An 18,925-nucleotide genomic window follows, 5' to 3' on the forward strand; every position below is an offset into this window, starting at 1 on the left:
AATTATTCACCTAAAGCACTTGGCTGATATATGCCAACATAAGTCAGTGGTTCTTTCCAAAGTTCTGAATCAGCTTTTATCAATTGATAGTCATTAAGCTCATCATCCATAATATCAACCTCTTCGGTATCACCAAATAAGCCTTCCAAATCAACATCAGACTCTTGTATAAGCTGTAACCCTTTTGGCTTTTGATTATCCGCTAGCACTAAACGTATCTTTTTCCAATCTTCAAAAAAGTATTCTGCCAATAACGGAATAAGCTTATTTTGAAAACAATTAGCTAGTTTAGTTAATGCTCCTTGATGATTATCTGCTTTGATCTCTTCAACCACAGGCATCAAAAACGCGTGACCTAATGTATGCTCCCTGTCATATAATGCTGATATACGTTTGTTTAATGTAGAGAGTAGTGCTACCAAGTCAATTTCATTATCTGATTGGCTATCTACCAGCGTAATACTGTAAGGAAGGTTTTCATTGTCTCTTAACACACTGTAGTCAGGCATCATTTCAATAAAATCAAACCGTCTTCTTAGGGCCGTATCCATTAAGGCTAATGACCTATCTGCCGTATTCATAGTACCAATAATATGAAGGTTGTCTGGTACTGAAAATTTATCTCCTGAATATGGAAGAGTCACTTCTATAGCTTCAGCTTGTCCTAAACGTTTTGAGGGTTCAATTAGCGTTATTAACTCACCAAATATTTTCGAAATATTGCCACGGTTAATTTCGTCAATAATTAATACAAAGTTTTCCCTGCTATTGATAAGCCCAATTTGAGTTTGCTCATTATCTAAGCTTTCAATATATTCAATGAGAGCATCATAGTAAGGACTTAACCCACCTCGGATCTCTTTTTCTAAATTGTAAACAGATTTTAAGGTTTTAATACTCAACGTATGAACAGAGTCACCTTTCTGTTTATCAAAACGAATTGTAGTATCGGTTACATCTGTAACATTGAAAAAGGTTCTTCCTGATAAGTTATTAACTTTTACACCATGTTCAGATAAAGCGACCTGATTAAAAAAGTATTCTAACTTAGCTTCAAATTCGTCTTTTTCGGTTGGAGGAGTACCTAAAAAACCTTTCGCATCCACACAAATACTTTTAAACACACCATCTTTTTCAAAATAACTTAATTTATCCCCCTCTGTTTTAGCACTAAGTCCTTCTACAAACTCCTCATAACCATAGCTTTGATGAAAAGTCACAAAGCGGATACGGCCTTGGCTAACTAAATAATCGTACAGTTCTTTATATTTAGATCTTATAATATCTACAGAATCACCTTGTGGTGAAAAATCAGGCTCAGCCGCATTAACAGCCTCTACAATCGTATTATAGGTTTTACCCGTACCAGGTGGACCATATAGTATTTGATTTAAAGATTTCAATTTAAAGTCATTGTCGAAGCCTTTTTTCTCTTTCTGAGTAGCACCGTCAAATTCGTTTTTAGTCTCTTGTTGAGCATCAGCTTGGTTATTTACCACTAGATCTTCATATAACTTCCAAATAAAAGTATTAACAAAAATAGGGTTTTCTTCTTGCATCCCTGCATCCGCTAATTCTTTTTTCAATGACAAGTTCCTTTCCAACCAATTACCCGTTATAGAGATATCAAAAGCGTAGCGTTGATTAAGTAAATTAATTAACTTATTTAGGTGATCAATATTTAATATTGTCGTTATTTTTTGGGGCGAAATAGCTGAGAATACTCTATGTATAACTCCTTTTTTTATCGATTTGAACTTTCCTTCATGTTTTGCCTTTTCAGCCCACTTGTATATGTGAGCTAATGTCTCACTTGATGGGTCATCAAATATTTTTTTGGTGATAATCGGAAGTTCAGGTCGCAATTTCTTATATTCTTCATTACTGAGAAACCCAGGGCTAACATTTGCGATACCGTTATCAATTGTGGCCCAGAGATCTCGGATAAATTGTTCGCTATAATCCGATGAGCTTTTATCTTGATAACTATTAACTTGCTCACAAAATTGTTCATAGTTTGATATCCAACTACTATTAGGTCTTTCTTTATACTTTTCGAACAAACTTAAAATAGTGTCGCCATTTTGTTCTGCAAGTACATTAAAGCCAATATTGTTAACATGGGTAATAAAGTTATTAATATTACCTATTCCCCATTGACTACAAACAAGAACCTCAATCCCATCTCTTGTAATTAGTAATTCATTGTCTTTGTTAAAATATCGTTTAAGTGAATCAGAACTTAAGGTTAATTTTTCTTGAAATTGTTCTTGAGAAATAACACACTCTTTTACAGATATATTTTCTTTAGAAAACTCACTGATCAATTCAGAAAATAAAGGATTAAGATCTTCAATATATTTTTTAATTACAGCAAACACCAAAGGGCCTTTACCATAAACACCTCCTTGAAAATGATATTTTGTATTATCTTTAGCCATTATTATTTCCTAAATAATTTACTCTTAAAATATTAAATAATTTGATATTTAATATTTCCTACCTGATGGTAGGTTATTTTCTAAGCTTCAAACAACCTAACTTATAGAACCATACTATATTAGTTTTTCACACTACTTCAGCAACTATTCATTGCCCTGCGCCAACAACACACATTAGAGTTCCGATACCAAGGACTAATATTGAGAAGCGCCCAGAAAAATCAACAAAACTCGGATATGCTTTTACTATTTCCATGTTCTTTTCAGCATTTTTCAATACCAACTGATTTTCTTTTATTGCTACTTCTAAGTTTATAGCCAAATCCCTTTGCTGAGACTCTAGAACACTTAGATTTAATTTGGCAGTGTGAATCTCAGCTTCAGCCAATGATTTGTTCTCCCTAACCTTTGAAGACCAAAACATCCCAACAGTCCCAAGTAAGGCCGAAGCAAATATAACAAAAAGTCCATATTGCGTAAGCCACAACTTAATTTCTTTTTCTATACTCGAAAACTCTGTTTTTAGGTTAAAAAACACAACCCCATAAACAATTAAAGTGCCGATAGTAATAGTGAATTGTTTTAATTTTGTTGGTAACTTATGGTAGCTCATTTACTGTCCCTCTTTGATCGACCTAATTTTGAAAGCGCTCTGATATTTCATCGAAAAATGCTTTACCTGCATCAGATAATAAATAAGCATTAACGCTAGGTTTTTTCAGCAATATATTGCGGTCAATTAAGATACTTTTTATTGCACTACTAAAACCATTTTTAATTGAAGATCGTTCTAACACTTCTTTTGTATCATCCATTTGTTCAATGGCTTCAATATCTGCTTCTGTAAGCCCACCTGACGATTCAGTTAATTTAGTTATCCGATAATTGTTTTCAGTAATGTACTTGCCTATCAACAGCAACAACACGCATGCTTTCATCGTAACATCAGTTTTTAAGTCTTCTTGATTGCTCGCTAAGTCTCTAATGAATATGAATGTCGGTGATTCTACGAAGTCACAGCCAGACATTTCATATTGCTGCCGATAATCCTTCAAATTTCCCATAACTTCATTAAACAAGTGGTTTTCAATAAATTCACCAGCATTATTAAGAATGGTTTTATTTATCACTTTACCGTTTGTAAGTTGATCAAAAATTTCTTTACTTAACTGTTTATCATACATTTTCAATACTCCCTGAATAACTCAACTGTACATACTCCAAATAATGAATTTCATCATTTATTTGCTTTCTTTTGATAGGAAAACTCCGCTCAGCCCCGCTATAGAAAGGTAAAAAAACTTCTAAGCCGTAGAGCACATCTGAGAGTTCAAAGTCAGAAAGTGCTTTACTTAGCTCGCTATATAAAAACTGGTGAACATCTGGTAAGGATTTAGTCTCATCAAACTTATCAATGATAAAGCTAATAGCCTGCTTTCGCTCATCGCTTACATTACACTCAACTGCTAAGGGCTTAAGTTGACGATCCGTTTTTTTAAAAGAAGTTTCATTGACGGTTAATAAATACTCTTTGAAGCGTAATCTAGTTTTATTTGCGTGCCATTGTAACTTTGGTTTAAATTTAGATTTTAGCCTTGTAAGGCCATCTAAAGCCGTATGATTGTTAAACACTTCCGATTTACTAGTTAAATAAATGTTCCTTTTTAGTCCGTGCCTTAGCGGCTCAATACTTTCCATAAGGTGTGAGAAAGCACTTTCAATTGATAAATAGAAACTACGATCTTGGCTTAGGTGATTTGAGTATTGATCGAGTTTCCGTACTAAGACTCCAATATCTTTATAATAGCTAGTAATCGCTTTCTTTCTAAATTGAACCAACGTTGCTTCATCATAAAGGTTTAATTCACTTTTATAATGTGAAATTAATCCATCAACCGCCATAGAGAAACTTTGTGTTTGCGCCATTTCCATCGAAGGGTTAATGAAGTCATAACATGGCATTACATAACGGCTATAAAGTTTTGAAACTTTGTTATAAAGCTCTATAACATTAACGGCATTATCGCCTTGGTCATATGACTTATACTCTAAAGCAATACTATCAACTTGGTGGGTCAGAGCTAAAACATTCTCTTTTATCTTAGAATGTATATCACTCATCAACCGATTAAATGTACCTTTAGCTTCTTTATAATCGATTGAACTAATTTCATACTTTTTAATTTGTTCACAGGCGGCAACAATAGCAACGCGAATATTTTCAAATTCTGCATGGTCTAGCTCTCTAGCCCTTTTTACATCTAAAAAACTTAGTAAATCAACAATAACTCTTTCAAGCGTAATCTGACCTGTATTCGGATCGTTATGAATAAAAACACCATTCTCACTCAACGATTCAATACTTAGGTAACTATGTACTTTCTCATCAGAGTCTTTACAAATAACATTGTTGTACAACTGTAAATAAAGGCTCTCTGGTACTTCATTGGCACCATCATTTAATGCAATATGATCAAGCAATCTTAAAAATACATTTTGATGTTTGATAATTGCATGAATTAAAACATCTCGATTAAGTTTCACTGCTATTCGCTCCAAACCTTTCAATGTGCTCTGGCAGTATATTCATGTGGCAAGCTTTAACCATAGGCTCCTTAATCATTGATTGATCAATCATTACATAATGACCAACCTTTTTACTTACCAAAGCATCAAACTTAGGTGTTGCACAATAGATAGAAAAGCCATGAGTTGTTATCTGATTAATAATTGCATCGGTATTTTTTGCGTCTAAAGTTCCAATTTCGTCAACAATGATTGGCATTCTTAACACGGTATCATTTGAGGTTATTCGCTGTAACAGTACTGATAAGACAAAAGCTGTGATTGCAGTAGTTGTTCCGCCAGATTGACTCTTAGTGACCAACTCTCCAGTATCAGCCAAACGATATTGATAATTAACGGCAGCAATAATATCTTTCATCTTTAATCTACGAGTTTTTTTGTTGAAATACTTATGAATAAAGGTAGATAGTAAGTCGTAAAACTCTGGTTCTAACAAAGAGTCGTCTAAAATACTATGCTCACCTAAAGTATCCATCAGTGACTCAAAGCTAGTATTTAACTCGATGTTCAATTCAATTTCAGATAAATTCGAAACAGTTTTTGTATTTAACTCCTGATTAATACCTGAAATAAACGTAGCTAATAAGTCTTTAGCATCCTTAAGCTCGTTAAGTTGATTATTTAAAAATTGGTTGTGGCTTCTAATTGAGTCATTTAGCTGTTTAAAGTCGTACTGGAGTGTAGCAAATGAGTTTTGATAACTGTCGATTACCATTTGGCAATCTCTTAAACAACCATGCTCTTTATGATTATCTAAATCAGGATGTGGCAACGTACTCTGCAACCTAATTAGCTCACTGTTAAGCTTATTAAAGCTATGTTTATAAGTGTTGGCTGATGAAACCACATCTAATGCGACTTGTTGTGTAAGCTCTATTTGAACTATGTCGCTTTGATCAATCGAACTTGCCGCTGAAGTATTGCTTGCCGACTTTAACTGGTTTTCAATGAAATCAAAATTAGATTTTTGACCTTCAAGCTTTTGAAGCAGATTATGCAATGTTGAAGACTCAGCTCTAATTTTTACACTCAAATCTTCTTCGGCTTTGAGCTTAGTCTCTTTTTCACTAATCTTATTAGTGTTATTGGTAATTTCATTTTCAATTTCAACCAATTCTCTTTCTAATTGTTCAATAGCACCAATAGCAGCTTTTTCATTCTCTATTTTAGTTATTTCAGCTTGTGTATCTTGGATAAGCTTTTCAATATTTTCATTTTTAATAGCTTTCGTTAAGTCATCAATTTCACCAGTAACATCATCGATTTGATTTTGCTTTTTAGTTAGAGACTCTTCCCAATCTTTAGCGGACGTTTCCATATCAGCTTTTAATAGTTTACTACCGCTCAATGTTTGCCCTAAAAACTCAAGGCTGTCAGCTTCATTGCTTTCAAATAGACCTACAAAGGATAAAATCACATTGCGTTGTTCATCTGATAAATTGAGAGTTATGTTTCTAAATTCATTATTTAAGGTGTATAAAACATTTGCTGCAAAGTCATCGTTAAGCTGATGGAATAACGAACTGCTTTTATTTTCTAATAGCCCTTCAAGTATTTTTATCTCTTTAATCAGTCGATTTTTTTTATTGATATTTTCTTGCAGGCTTTTAGCTCGTCCTTCTTCGGTTTGGTAATTTACTAGATTATCTTGCTCACTTTTTAATGACTCTTCAAAAACAGCCATTACCTCTGACATACTATAGCTGGGGTATTTCTCTACTAATTTCTTACCTTTCAAAAGCTGTTTATTTTTATTGGCTAGAGTCGTAGATTTTGATGAATTGACAGCGCCTAGCTTCTCAATTTCTAATACTAACGTATTTATTGATGCTTCTAATGTTGTTAGCTTTGTAGCTTTATCAGTATGTTTTTGACTAATATCAGTATGTTCAGGGGTAAACTTTTCTTTAGCTGAAATTAGAGCATAATTGATGGAATGGAAACCATTAGAGTACTCTTCAAGTTTTTGCTGTGCTGTTTTTGCTAAGTCAGTGACCAACAAGAATTGTTGCTCTGTATTTTGAACTTGCTGGAGCCAATCTCGCTTTTGAACCAAGACACTATGCTCGTCTGCTAACTGAGTTAAATTTGCATCTAGTCGTTCTTGATCTCTGCTCCGCCCCATTTCCAATAATGTAGCCATTGCTTCGGGCATAGAATCAACTTCTGACTGCCCTGTTTCAAAAGCAAGCTGAAATATATTTCGAAATGCATCAATAGATTCTTTTCTAGCATCTTTCAACGGCACTACGCAAAAACGGCTCCTATCAGGCCCTTGACGATAACTTGCAAACATCAAGTCAGCTATTTTGGATGTATCAGATAATTGCTCACCTTTATATTTTTTACAAAATTGGCTAACACTGTTTATGCTGATTGAGGAGTTAAACGTATTATTATCTTTATCCCAAAACAAGGGCTTTATAGTTTCATATTCAACAGGGATAAAGAAACGTCCATAACCATAGTTGCTCATTTTGTAAAGGACCATACAAAAACGTCCACGAGGATTGTCTACCTCAAGGATTATAAATGAACGAGGGTCTGGAAAATAAAAGTCATAAGACTCTTCCGCTGAATACAGCCCCTTCTTCCCTTCAAACTTAAATTTTCTTTCACAATTATAAAAGTCAGTTTCAGGGAACAGTAACAATTTAGTCCCTGCTAAAGAAGCAGTCTTCCCTTTATTGTTATCCCCGAACATAGCAATATTGCATGCAATGCTAATTTCAGAATAAGCGTGTCCCGCTGAATTTATGTAAACCATACGGCTCAAAATATATTCTGACGGTGCTAACAGCTCCATGTTAATTTCATTTTCAGACGTCATTTAAATAACTCTCTTGTTCCAAAATTTTCTTATGTTTATGAATTATTGAGGCTACAACAGTTAAAAGTGGGTAGTTGCTACCTAAATCAAACACTTTTTCCAAATAGTCATGGTTTTTTACTTCAACTACCTTTGAAAGCCTTTCTTCAATATCTAATGGGAGTATTAATTTCATAGAGGTATTTGGTAAAAGTTCGTATAGGTTTTTTGCTATTGTTAAGCCACCTAAATCCAAGTCCAACAGTAAAGAAAGGTGCTTATACTCAGACAAAAACGGTTTATGTAATGCATTGCTTACTGCATTTCCTTCAGTAAAAATAATATCCAAATTAGGTGGTAAGTCACTATTGGTATACTTTTTTATGAATTTCAGCGTTTCATTTATTTTTAAAAAATTCTGCCTATTCTCGATAAGCAAAGCCTGTTTATTTTGTTCAAAACCCGTTACAACTTCTCCATTACCGTCAATAGTAACTAATGTTGGCAAGTTAATTGGACTTCGGATAATGATAAATGAACCATCAACATTGACATCATGGCTTCGGTTCTGCTGTGCAAGACCTTCTCTATTCCAATCATTAGAGGAAGTAAGCAAATACAGTTCTTCTTTTAATTTAACCTCAATCTCTGTAACGATATAGAGATCACCACTGTGCTTATATGCTTTGACATCATCACTCGCTCTTGAGGTTTCTAAAGACAACGCATCAACTGCCTTAAAAAACTTTGAAAGGTTTATTGGTTTGTTATTTTCAATATTCTCTAAATATCGCTTTATTTGTTTTAAACTCATCTAGTGTTCATTAATAGGCACTATACATTTGTAGCCACTATATATTATTATCTACTACATTCAAAATAAATTTTAGAAAATATGTCAGATCTTAAAACCCAACGACAAGAAGAAAGACTCAAATACATCGATTTATGCGCTTATGTGATGGGGTTCGTGAATAGAAAAATATTAATGAATCGCTTTGATGTAAAAGAAGCTTGGGCAACAAATGACTTTAAAACCTATCAAGCTAGATCTAATGAAGGGTTAATTTACGATCATGGACTCAAAGCCTATAAACCAATTGATTCTTTTTCGCCTATTTTCGAACATGAATCGGCAACTGCAATTCAACTTCTCAGTAATGGTAGCCAAACCATCATTTGTGAGCCTAGTTTTGCGAGCAAGTCGTATAGCTGCAAAATACCTAGCGTTATGCCAGAACTAAAAAATATTTATCCGGTTCTTAGGGCTATCAGCTTAAATAAGCAAGTTGAGATAGAATATTTTTCACGCTCAAAAGGGAAAACAAGAAGAAAATTATCTCCACACTCGTTGATAAAGACAGGTTGCTTTGATTACGTTAGAGCATTTGATCATAATGAAAACGAACATAGAACATTCAAACTCAGTCGTATATTCACTGCTAAATTTGTAAACCTAAAACCTAAAGAGCATGAAGCTATTGAAATGGACGATGACTGGAACACACAGGTAAAACTAACAATAGGAATAAATAGCGATGGTATAGAAAAAGAAACCATCAAATTTGATTATGCTTTTGAGGGAGACTCAATTGAAATTGAACTAAAAAAGGCAATAATTCCTTTTTTTCTAATGGACTGGAACATAGCACCTACTGATTATCCAAATTTACCAGAAAAACTATTCCCCCTAAAATTAATTAACACTGAAGATAATTAAATAAGTGTTTTAACAAAGCGAAAATTTATCATTTGGATAATTAGGAAAATTAATATTTTGAAAACGTTAAATAACGAAGAATCAATTTTAGCAAGAACAGAAGTCGACCAGTTATTGGATCGTTATATTGAAAGCGCAGATACATGTCATCAAATTCGAGACGTAGCGATATGGCACCTATTAACTACATTTGAGGATATGTAGTTTCATAAGCTTAAGGTAGTATTTTTAGGCTTACATGCATGTATTCTTGTGTGAAGGTAATACTTGCGTGCCCCATTATTTCTTGGATATGCCTTAAGCTTGCTCCATTATAAAGCATTGTTGTAGCTGCATTCTGTCGATAGAGATGACAAGCACCTGTTCAGTCTACCCCTGATAGCTTCACATACTTAAGGCCATATCAGGTGCTCGCCTCTCTTTCTCAGCTTTCAAAGCTCCCATAATAATTAACAGGTACAAAAAAGGTGAGCGTTTAGCTCACCTTTTCAAGGGATTATCAGTCACAGACTTTATTAGACTACGACACAAAAACTCTAATCAATATAACTATCAACCGGTGGGCAGCTACATACTAAGTTTCTATCACCATAAACATCATCAATTCTGTTTACGGTTGGCCAGAATTTATCAATTGCGACACTTGGTACAGGGAATACGGCTTCGCTAATTGAGTAAGCTCTGTCCCAGTTATCATCAGTGATATCCGCTAGGGTATGAGGAGCATTATGAAGCGGGTTATTTTCTAACGTCCAATCACCTTGCTCTACTTTGCGAATTTCTTCTCGAATACTAGTCATCGCTTCAATGAATCGGTCTAATTCTACTTTAGATTCAGACTCAGTTGGCTCAATCATTAATGTACCTGCAACAGGAAATGACATTGTTGGTGAATGGAAGCCATAATCCATTAAGCGTTTGGCAACATCCATTTCTGTAACGCCACATTCTTCTTTAATTGGGCGTAAATCAACAATACATTCATGTGCTACACGACCATTTGGGTCAGTATATAAAATTGGGTAGTGTTGGCTCAACTTAGTAGCTAAATAGTTTGCGTTAGTAATTGCGTACTTAGTTGCTGCCGTTACACCCTCTTTACCTAACAAGGCAATATATAAATAAGAGATACATAAAATACCCGCACTGCCGTATGGTGCAGCTGAAACAGCACCGTTGCCTGACGTTGTTTCATCTACATTGATTAAAGCATGATCCGGTAAGAATGGCGCTAAGTGTGATTTAACACCAATTGGTCCCATACCTGGACCACCACCACCATGTGGAATAGCAAACGTTTTGTGCAAGTTAAGGTGTGATACGTCGGCACCGATAAAGCCTGGCGATGTAATACCCACTTGTGCGTTCATGTTTGCGCCATCAAGGTAAACTTGACCACCATTGTCATGAATAATATTACAAATTTCGGCAATTGTTGTTTCATATACGCCGTGTGTTGACGGGTAAGTGATCATAATACACGACAGGTTATCAGCTAACTCTTCAGCCTTAGCTTTTAAGTCTGCCATGTCAACGTTACCTTCTTTGTCACAAGCAACTACAACAACTTTCATACCAACCATTTGTGCTGAAGCAGGGTTAGTGCCGTGCGCAGAGGCAGGAATTAAACAAATATTACGGTGCGAATCACCACGACTTTCATGATATTTATGAATAGCAATAAGGCCAGCATATTCACCTTGAGCACCTGAGTTAGGTTGCATCGACATTTTGTCGTAGCCAGTTAATTCAACTAACCATTCGGCTAGTTCATCAATCATTTTCTTGTAGCCTTGGGCTTGATCTTGTGGGGCAAACGGATGCATGTTGGCAAATTCTGGCCAGCTAACTGGTACCATCTGCGCAGTTGCATTCAGTTTCATGGTACAAGATCCCAATGAAATCATTGAGTGGTTTAAGGCTAAATCTTTATTTTCAAGGCGCTTAATATAGCGAAGCATCTCTGTTTCACTATGGTAAGAGTTAAATACAGGGTGCGTTAATATTTCCGAAGTACGTATTAGTGCTTCAGGAATAGAGCTGCTGCCTTGAGTAATAATTTGTGCATCAATACCTGCAACATCTAGACCGTGATCCGAGCCTAATAAAATCGTAAATAGCTGTGCTACATCAGAGCGTGTAGTGGTTTCATCAAGTGAGATACTAATTTGATTTTCAACATCAGTACGTAAATTAACCCCTGAAATTAATGCACGCTCAACAATATCGGCTTTGTTTTCAACATTAAAAGTTAAAGTATCAAAGTAAGTATCATGAACTGGCGATAAACCTTTAACTCTTGTACCTGTCGCTAAAATATCGGTAAAACGATGAATTCGATTAGCAATAGTTTTTAAACCTTGAGGCCCATGGTAAACCGCATAAAATGCAGCCATGTTGGCTAATAAAACCTGCGCAGTACAAATATTTGAGTTGGCTTTTTCGCGGCGAATATGTTGTTCACGCGTTTGCATCGCCATACGTAATGCTTTGTTGCCGCGTGTATCTTTAGAGACACCAATAATTCTACCCGGGAGTGAACGCTTGTATTTGTCTGACGTAGTGAAAAATGCTGCGTGAGGACCACCATAGCCCATTGGCACACCAAAGCGTTGGCTTGAGCCAATAACAGCATCAGCACCTAACTCGCCAGGCGCTTTTAATAGCACTAAGCTCATAATATCTGCCGCAACTGCAACAATACCTTTATTAGCATGAATTTTTTCTATCAGCTCACTGATATCACTTACTTCACCTGTTGCACTTGGGTATTGAATTAAAGCACCAAATACATCATGTTCAGGCGCTTCATTGGCTGGTGCAATCACCACATCAAAACCAAACATTTCTGCACGTTGTTTTACAACATCAATAGTTTGTGGGAAAACATCAGATGAAATAAAGAATAAGTTTGATTTCTTATTTTTAGAAACACGTTTTGCTAGTGCCATTGCTTCAGCCGCTGCGGTGCCTTCATCTAATAACGAGGCACTGGCTAAAGGTAAACCAGTAAGGTCAATACACATTTGTTGGTAGTTTAATAATGACTCTAAACGACCTTGAGCAATTTCTGGTTGATAAGGGGTGTAAGCTGTGTACCAGCCTGGATTTTCTAAAACATTACGCGCAATAACATTCGGCGTTAAAGTAGGATAATAACCTAAACCAATATAGGAGGTGTTTACTTGGTTTAAATTAGCAACCGTTTTTAAATCAGCTAATGCTTGTACTTCTGTTTTGCTATCTTCAATAGCTGGTAGGCCAGATAAACGAATATCTTTAGGTACAATTTCATCAATTAACGCGTCTACTGATTCCGCACCAATATCACTTAACATTGCCTGAGTTTGAGCAGCATTTGGGCCAATGTGACGACGAATAAAATCTTGTGTTTGCTCTAGCTGCTCTAACGAAGAAGACGAGAGTGAGTTAACAGGTAATTGAGAAGTCATAACAGTTTCACTTAAATAATTTTCACTAATTTTAAAATAAAAGAAAGCCTCGTTTTCTTATAATAAGAATGAGGCTTCCGTATACTTTAGGCTAAGTCATCTTTACTAAGTCACTTGTAGTTAGATAAAGCTATCAAATTGCGAGTCGCTGAAGCTTTATACGCTAGATACGTGTGACTGGGTAACTAGACTATTTAACAGCGCTAAAGCTAGTCTTCGTCGATAGAGTTTGCATACCCTTCAGCGTCAAGCAAATCATCTAATTCGCCAGCATCATCTAACTTAATTTTAAATAACCAACCGTCTCCAAACGCATCTGAGTTCACTAATTCTGGAGAGTCTTCTAAATCTTCATTGACTGCTACAACTTCACCCGTTACTGGCGCATAAATATCTGAAGCAGCTTTAACTGACTCAGCAACAGCGACATCATCGCCGGTACTAACTTCATCACCAACATCAGGTAATTCAACAAAGACCATATCGCCTAAAAGATCTTGTGCGTGCTCAGTAATACCAACCGTCACTGTACCGTCACCTTCATTACGCACCCATTCGTGAGATGTAACATACTTTAATTCAGAAGGAATATTGCTCATTTTTGTTTTCCTATGTGTTAAATTCTTTAAATTAGTGATTAAATTAAGTTAGCTGTTCAACTAATATAGAACATCTAGATTTATTTTCAATCACCATAATCAATGGTTTTTTATATAAAAATTTCAATTAAAATACTTTTTGACCGTTACGTACAAAACTAGGTTTTGTCACTTGAACTTTGACAAGTTTTTTACGCATTTCAACTTCTACTGTGTCACCTACTTTAACACTGCGCGGTACGCGAGCTAAAGCAACACTATGACCAAGCGTTGGCGAAAAAGTACCTGACGTAATTTCACCTTGACCAAATTCAGTAACTACCACTTGATGAGAGCGTAAAACGCCTTTTTCTTCTAAGACTAAACCGACTAATTTAGGTTGATCACCTGCTGCTTTTTGCGCAGTTAAAACTTCACGACCAATAAAAGCACGTTCTTCTGGCTCCCAGCTAATGGTCCATGCCATATTAGCGGCTAATGGCGATACAGTTTCGTCCATATCTAAGCCATATAAATTCATACCTGCTTCTAAACGTAAAGTATCACGAGCACCTAAACCACAAGGTACAACGCCAACATCAATAAGCTTCTGCCAGAATTCTTCAGCAGCGCTGTCAGGGACAATAATTTCGTAACCGTCTTCACCGGTATAACCTGTGGTTGCGATAAATAAATCACCTACTTGCACACCAAAGAAAGGCTTCATACCTTCAACAGCAACAATTTGTGCGGGCGTTAATAAGTTGGCTACTTTCGCTTTTGCTTCAGGGCCTTGAACAGCAATCATGCCAAATTCAGGGCGCTCTGAAATAGTAATTTCAAAACCTTCAGATTGTTTTGTCATCCAAGCAAGATCTTTTTCACGCGTGGCCGAGTTAACCACTAAACGGTAGTTAGTGTCTGAGAAGAAATAGATAATAAGATCATCAATCACGCCGCCTGCTTCATTTAACATGCCGGTATATAATGCTTTACCAGCGACTGTTAATTTAGCAACATCATTAATCACTAAACGACGTAAAAAGGCTTTAGCGTCTTTACCTTGTACATCAACAATGGTCATGTGAGACACATCAAACATGCCTGCATTTTGGCGAACAGCATTATGTTCTTCTATTTGAGAGCCATAATTAATTGGCATTTCCCAACCGTGAAAATCAACCATTTTAGCGCCTGACGCTAAGTGTTTTGCATGTAGTACAGTTTTATTTGTCATAGCTCTACCCAAAAATAAAAAGGCTCTTCAAATTTGCGGTAATTATACCTTTTGCCCTTTGATTATTCAACAAAGCAACCAGTAGAAATTCAAATAAAAAACCGACTTACCACCAAAAACAGAATTTAATTTTCAGTGCAGACAATATAAAAAATTAAAAACTAAAAAACACCATTTCAACAGTAGCTGACCGACATAAATTTCAAAACTTTTTTACAACTCTTTTCAGAATAAATAATCAAAATAATTATTCATTCACTGGCTTTGCGTAACTGGGTAAATCACTTTTTAAGCCTAACGCTTGTTCTATCATTATTTTTTTGGCAGGTTTTAGGTTATCAAGCAAACTCATGCCAATACCTCTAAGTAACTGTAAGCCGCTTTGTTGTACTGAAAATGTTTGCTTTATAGCTTCCATTGCCGTGATCATTTCAACGGCATCAGCTTTTCGATAACGCGCAAATGCTTTTAAGGTTTTTACATCAGCAAGATCTTGTTCATTAGATAACGATGCTAAACTTTCAGCTAATGCCGCCGCATCAAGTAAACCTAAATTCACTCCCTGCCCCGCCAATGGATGAATAGTATGCGCAGCATCACCAATAAGGATGACGCGTTCTTTGATAAAGTCTTGTGCTAAACGCATTGTTAGCGGGTAAGTAAAGCGCTCACTCATTAATTCAATAGCACCTAATTTACCGTCACTAGCAGCCGTTAATTCTTTAGCAAAAGCCTCTGCAGGGAGTTGTGTTAATCGCTTCGCTTCCTCGGGCGAGGTTGAATAAACAATAGAGCAAACATCACTGTTTTGAGGGTATAAAGGTAAAAAAGCTAACGGGCCAGTGGGTAAAAAGACCTGCCAAGCGGTATTCTTATGACCTTGTGAACATTTAACCGTAGCCACAATAGCGTGGTGATCATAATCTCGGCTTATCATAGGTGTCGCTATTTGTTTTCTTACCCAAGAGTTACCCCCATCAGCGCCAACAACAAGTTTAGCAATAATAGGCATTTGCGGTGCAGCATTTGTTTGTTCTTGTTGGGGTTCAAAGCTAGCAAATACTTCACTTTCACCCATGGCAATATTAGCGAGTTTACTGCTCGTAAAAAAACTAATACCGCTATCTTGTTGGGCTTTCTCCCATAACGCATTACGAATCACTGTATTTTCAATAATCCAGCCTAGCTGATCATGCTTTGGAAAATCACTTAAATCATCAATGGAAAAATCAAGTTTTCCTATGCCTGCTTTATCCCAAATATGCATATTTTGATAGGCTTGTGTGCGAACATTTTTGATATCACCCCAAACGTCAATATGCTTAAAAAGTGTTTTACTGGCAACATTAATGGCACTCACACGCACCTTAGGTTCTTGGCTGAGCTCTTCTAAAGGTAAAGTGTCTGCTATGGCAATGGTTAATGAGGTATTTTTTCTTAATGCTAAAGCGAGTGTTAAGCCAACCATACCTGCGCCAACAATTAATAAGTCAAATTTTTGCATTGCTTCTCTCTAATATCCCATAAGTTTATTCACTAAAGCATTTTTTAGTGGTGAGACATAATTCATTACTTTTAAGCCAATATTTCGCCCTGCGACGAGTGGCGTTAACTCATTACTGAATAAAGTGACTAACGAGTCTGTTAATTCGATAATGTGCTTTTGATCTTTTTGTCGCTGAATCGCATACTCGTTAAGCAGCGAAAAACTTCCTAAATCGCCGCCGAGTTGCAACTGCTTATTAACCAAACCCGCCATTACTTGTACATCTCTTAAACCTAAGTTAAACCCTTGCCCAGCAATAGGGTGAATAGTATGGGAAGCATTACCGATTAGTGCCATGCGATGATAAGTTTGTTGCTGAGCTTGCAATAACACCAGAGGGTAACTATCACGCTTACCTGCATGAATAATAGCGCCTAGCCAGCGACCAAAAGTCTCTTCAAGTTGTGCTTTAAATTCATCATCATCTAAAGCCAAAATAGCTTCACTTTGCTGCGCAGATAATGTCCAAACTAATGAACAACGGTTTTGACCATCAAGCGATACCAACGGCAACATGGCAACGGGGCCTGATTCAGTAAATCGTTCAAAGGCTTTATTCTGATGCGGTTTTTCTGTTGCCACATTGGCGATTATCGCAACTTGTTGGTAGTCGCTATGATTAATAGCTATGCCTGATAATTGTCGACACGGCGAGTTTGCGCCATCACAAGCCAGTAATAAACTGCCCACAAGGCTTTGCTTTGAACTCAGTTCCACACTGACCTTATTACTATTATTTTTAGCTTGCCAATGAATATGGCTAATACTGTCTGGAGAAAACCAAGTGACATTGCTCTTGTTAGCTAACTCAGTTAATAAGCCTTTACCAATCAATGCCATATCAATGACATAGCCTAATGCTGAAACGCCATGCTCTTTAGCTTCAAGACGAGCCTTACCATAATGGCCTCTGTCTGAAATATCTATTTTTTCAATAGCACACGCTTGATCTTTTATATGTTGCCATGCACCTACATCAGCTAAATAACCCGCGCTACCATGAGAGAGTGCTAACACGCGATCATCAAAAAGCGGCGGTTTAGACTCGGTACTGGCGACAGTACTTTGGTTGGCTTCAACAATAGCGATTGATAATAAGCTGCCATCGGATTTTGTTAAGTTAGCTAAACTCAGCGCCATCAAACAGCCAGATAAACCACCACCAGAAATAATAATATCAAATGAATGTTGCGTATTTGCCATTAACGTTAACCAGCCATTAATTGTTCAATATCAGCAATAGTTTCCGGACAATTTGCTGTTAAGTTCTCAAAGCCTTGTTCGGTTACAACAATATTATCTTCAATACGAATGCCTATGCCGCGCCACTGCTCATCGATTGATACATCGTCTAGCGGCATATATAAGCCCGGTTCAATGGTAAAGACCATGCCCGGTTTAAATTCGCGACATTGCTCTTTATTATCATTAATTTGATAGTCACCGACATCATGCACATCCAAGCCAAGCCAGTGCCCTAAACCGTGGATAAAATATTTTTTAATAGCTTTTTCGCTAAGTAAATCCGTTAAATCACCGGTGAAAATACCTAATTCAATAAAGCCTTTTGTTAAACATTCATTGGCAATATTGTTTAGCTGGGCAAAAGTCACGCCTGGCTTAATGGCTGATATTACTTCACTTTTGGCATCTAGAACCAATTGATAAAGTGCTTTTTGAGGAGCAGTAAATGTTCCATTAACGGGAAAAGTACGCGTAATATCGGCAGCATAACCTGACAACTCTCCGCCAGCATCTATCAATAACAAGTCACCATCGTTAAGTGGCTCACTGTTATCGGTATAGTGCAAAATATTAGCGTTATCACCACCAGCAACTATGGTTGCGTAAGCCGCATAACGAGCTCCGTGGCGGGTAAATTCATGCAATATTTCATTTTCAATTTGGTATTCAAATAAGCCGACTTTAGTTTTTTGCATCGCTCTTTGATGTGCTAAACATGAGATTGCATTAGCGCGACGCATCAAGGCTATTTCATCAGCACTTTTTATTAACCGTAATTCATTAATGATAGGTGATGCATCAATAAGTTGATTGGGAGTTTTCGCTCCTTGGCGAGTACTTGCACGAACTTTTGCTAAAAAACCAAATATTTGAGTTACTACTTTTTCATGTTCAAACTCAACATAAACTTGGCTGATACCGTTAAGTTGTTGCGGTACTAATTCATCCATTTCACTTAAGGTGAAGCATTGATCAAATTGATAATCTTGGCAGGCTTTCTCCTGCCCTATTCGACGGCCGTGCCATACTTCATGAAGCGGATCTTTCGGTAAAGAAAATAAAACACTCTCTTTTTTGTCAGCCGTTTTTATTAAGAGCAATAAAGCATCAGGTTCATTAAAACCTGTTAAATATAAGAAGTTTTTATTTTGACAAAAAGCATACTCGGTATCATTACTGCGAGTAACTTCATTAGCAGCAGAGAAAAATGCAACACTGTTATCAGCCATTTGAGCGAAGAAGTTTTCTCTATGTTGCACAAAGGCACTTGTGGGTAATGTAGAAATTTCAGGTAAGTTACCAGTCATCATG

At 36.4% G+C, this 18,925-nt stretch carries 14 protein-coding genes and 1 pseudogene; 2 read left to right on the plus strand and 13 right to left on the minus strand.

Annotated features, from left to right (window positions below; all coding sequences use genetic code 11):
* Positions 1–2: 2 nt before the first annotated feature.
* The 6 genes from AC27GZ_RS01005 to AC27GZ_RS01030 all read right to left on the minus strand — a co-directional run bounded on the left by AC27GZ_RS01005 (position 3) and on the right by AC27GZ_RS01030 (position 8,650).
* Positions 3–2,441 (minus strand): McrB family protein, encoded by a 2,439-nt coding sequence (locus AC27GZ_RS01005; protein ID WP_487093011.1) that lies wholly within the window; start codon positions 2,439–2,441, stop codon positions 3–5.
* A gap of 148 nt (positions 2,442–2,589) precedes the next feature.
* Positions 2,590–3,054 carry a hypothetical protein gene (locus AC27GZ_RS01010; protein WP_487093012.1) on the minus strand — a complete coding sequence of 155 codons (465 nt, stop codon included), beginning with the start codon at positions 3,052–3,054 and terminating at the stop codon, positions 2,590–2,592.
* Between the two features lie 22 nt (positions 3,055–3,076).
* On the minus strand, positions 3,077–3,625 hold the full coding sequence (locus tag AC27GZ_RS01015) for a condensin complex protein MksE (protein WP_487093013.1): 549 nt from the start codon (positions 3,623–3,625) through the stop codon (positions 3,077–3,079).
* Entirely contained in the window at positions 3,618–4,985 is a 1,368-nt protein-coding gene (locus tag AC27GZ_RS01020; RefSeq protein WP_487093014.1) for a hypothetical protein, read from the minus strand. Before AC27GZ_RS01020 ends, AC27GZ_RS01015 begins: the two co-directional genes overlap by 8 nt.
* Positions 4,975–7,857, minus strand: a complete 2,883-nt coding sequence (locus AC27GZ_RS01025) for a hypothetical protein (RefSeq protein WP_487093015.1) — start codon at positions 7,855–7,857, stop codon at positions 4,975–4,977. Before AC27GZ_RS01025 ends, AC27GZ_RS01020 begins: the two co-directional genes overlap by 11 nt.
* Complete coding sequence (locus tag AC27GZ_RS01030) at positions 7,847–8,650, minus strand: hypothetical protein (RefSeq protein WP_487093016.1); 804 nt, start codon at positions 8,648–8,650, stop codon at positions 7,847–7,849. The genes AC27GZ_RS01025 and AC27GZ_RS01030 overlap by 11 nt, the downstream gene beginning before the upstream one ends.
* 81 nt (positions 8,651–8,731) lie before the next feature.
* Here AC27GZ_RS01030 and AC27GZ_RS01035 point away from each other — a divergent pair, with 81 nt between their 5' ends.
* The gene (locus AC27GZ_RS01035) at positions 8,732–9,556 is read left to right on the plus strand and encodes a WYL domain-containing protein (protein ID WP_487093017.1); all 825 of its coding nucleotides are present in this window, start codon (positions 8,732–8,734) and stop codon (positions 9,554–9,556) included.
* A gap of 57 nt (positions 9,557–9,613) precedes the next feature.
* Positions 9,614–9,760: a hypothetical protein gene (locus tag AC27GZ_RS01040; RefSeq protein WP_487093018.1), complete on the plus strand. Its 147-nt coding sequence runs from the start codon at positions 9,614–9,616 to the stop codon at positions 9,758–9,760.
* A 10-nt stretch (positions 9,761–9,770) separates the two neighbouring features.
* Here the strand turns inward: AC27GZ_RS01040 and AC27GZ_RS01045 are convergent.
* The 7 genes and pseudogenes from AC27GZ_RS01045 to pepP form a co-directional block, all read right to left on the minus strand.
* Positions 9,771–9,896: pseudogene (locus tag AC27GZ_RS01045) on the minus strand (tyrosine-type recombinase/integrase); the annotation flags it as partial.
* A 196-nt stretch (positions 9,897–10,092) separates the two neighbouring features.
* The gene (gcvP, locus tag AC27GZ_RS01050; RefSeq protein WP_487093019.1) at positions 10,093–13,008 is read right to left on the minus strand and encodes an aminomethyl-transferring glycine dehydrogenase; all 2,916 of its coding nucleotides are present in this window, start codon (positions 13,006–13,008) and stop codon (positions 10,093–10,095) included.
* A gap of 209 nt (positions 13,009–13,217) precedes the next feature.
* Positions 13,218–13,607 (minus strand): glycine cleavage system protein GcvH, encoded by a 390-nt coding sequence (gene gcvH, locus AC27GZ_RS01055; protein ID WP_487093020.1) that lies wholly within the window; start codon positions 13,605–13,607, stop codon positions 13,218–13,220.
* 127 nt (positions 13,608–13,734) lie between these two features.
* Positions 13,735–14,823 (minus strand): glycine cleavage system aminomethyltransferase GcvT, encoded by a 1,089-nt coding sequence (gene gcvT, locus AC27GZ_RS01060; protein ID WP_487093021.1) that lies wholly within the window; start codon positions 14,821–14,823, stop codon positions 13,735–13,737.
* Between the two features lie 247 nt (positions 14,824–15,070).
* A complete protein-coding gene (locus AC27GZ_RS01065; protein WP_487093022.1) occupies positions 15,071–16,327 on the minus strand; it encodes an FAD-dependent monooxygenase in 1,257 nt (418 codons plus the stop codon).
* A gap of 9 nt (positions 16,328–16,336) precedes the next feature.
* Entirely contained in the window at positions 16,337–17,572 is a 1,236-nt protein-coding gene (gene ubiH, locus AC27GZ_RS01070; RefSeq protein ID WP_487093024.1) for a 2-octaprenyl-6-methoxyphenyl hydroxylase, read from the minus strand.
* Positions 17,573–17,577: 5 nt separating this feature from the next.
* Positions 17,578–18,924 carry a Xaa-Pro aminopeptidase gene (pepP, locus tag AC27GZ_RS01075; protein WP_487093025.1) on the minus strand — a complete coding sequence of 449 codons (1,347 nt, stop codon included), beginning with the start codon at positions 18,922–18,924 and terminating at the stop codon, positions 17,578–17,580.
* Position 18,925: the final 1 nt, after the last annotated feature.

Source organism: Colwellia sp. SU-HH00943 (genome assembly GCF_057546125.1).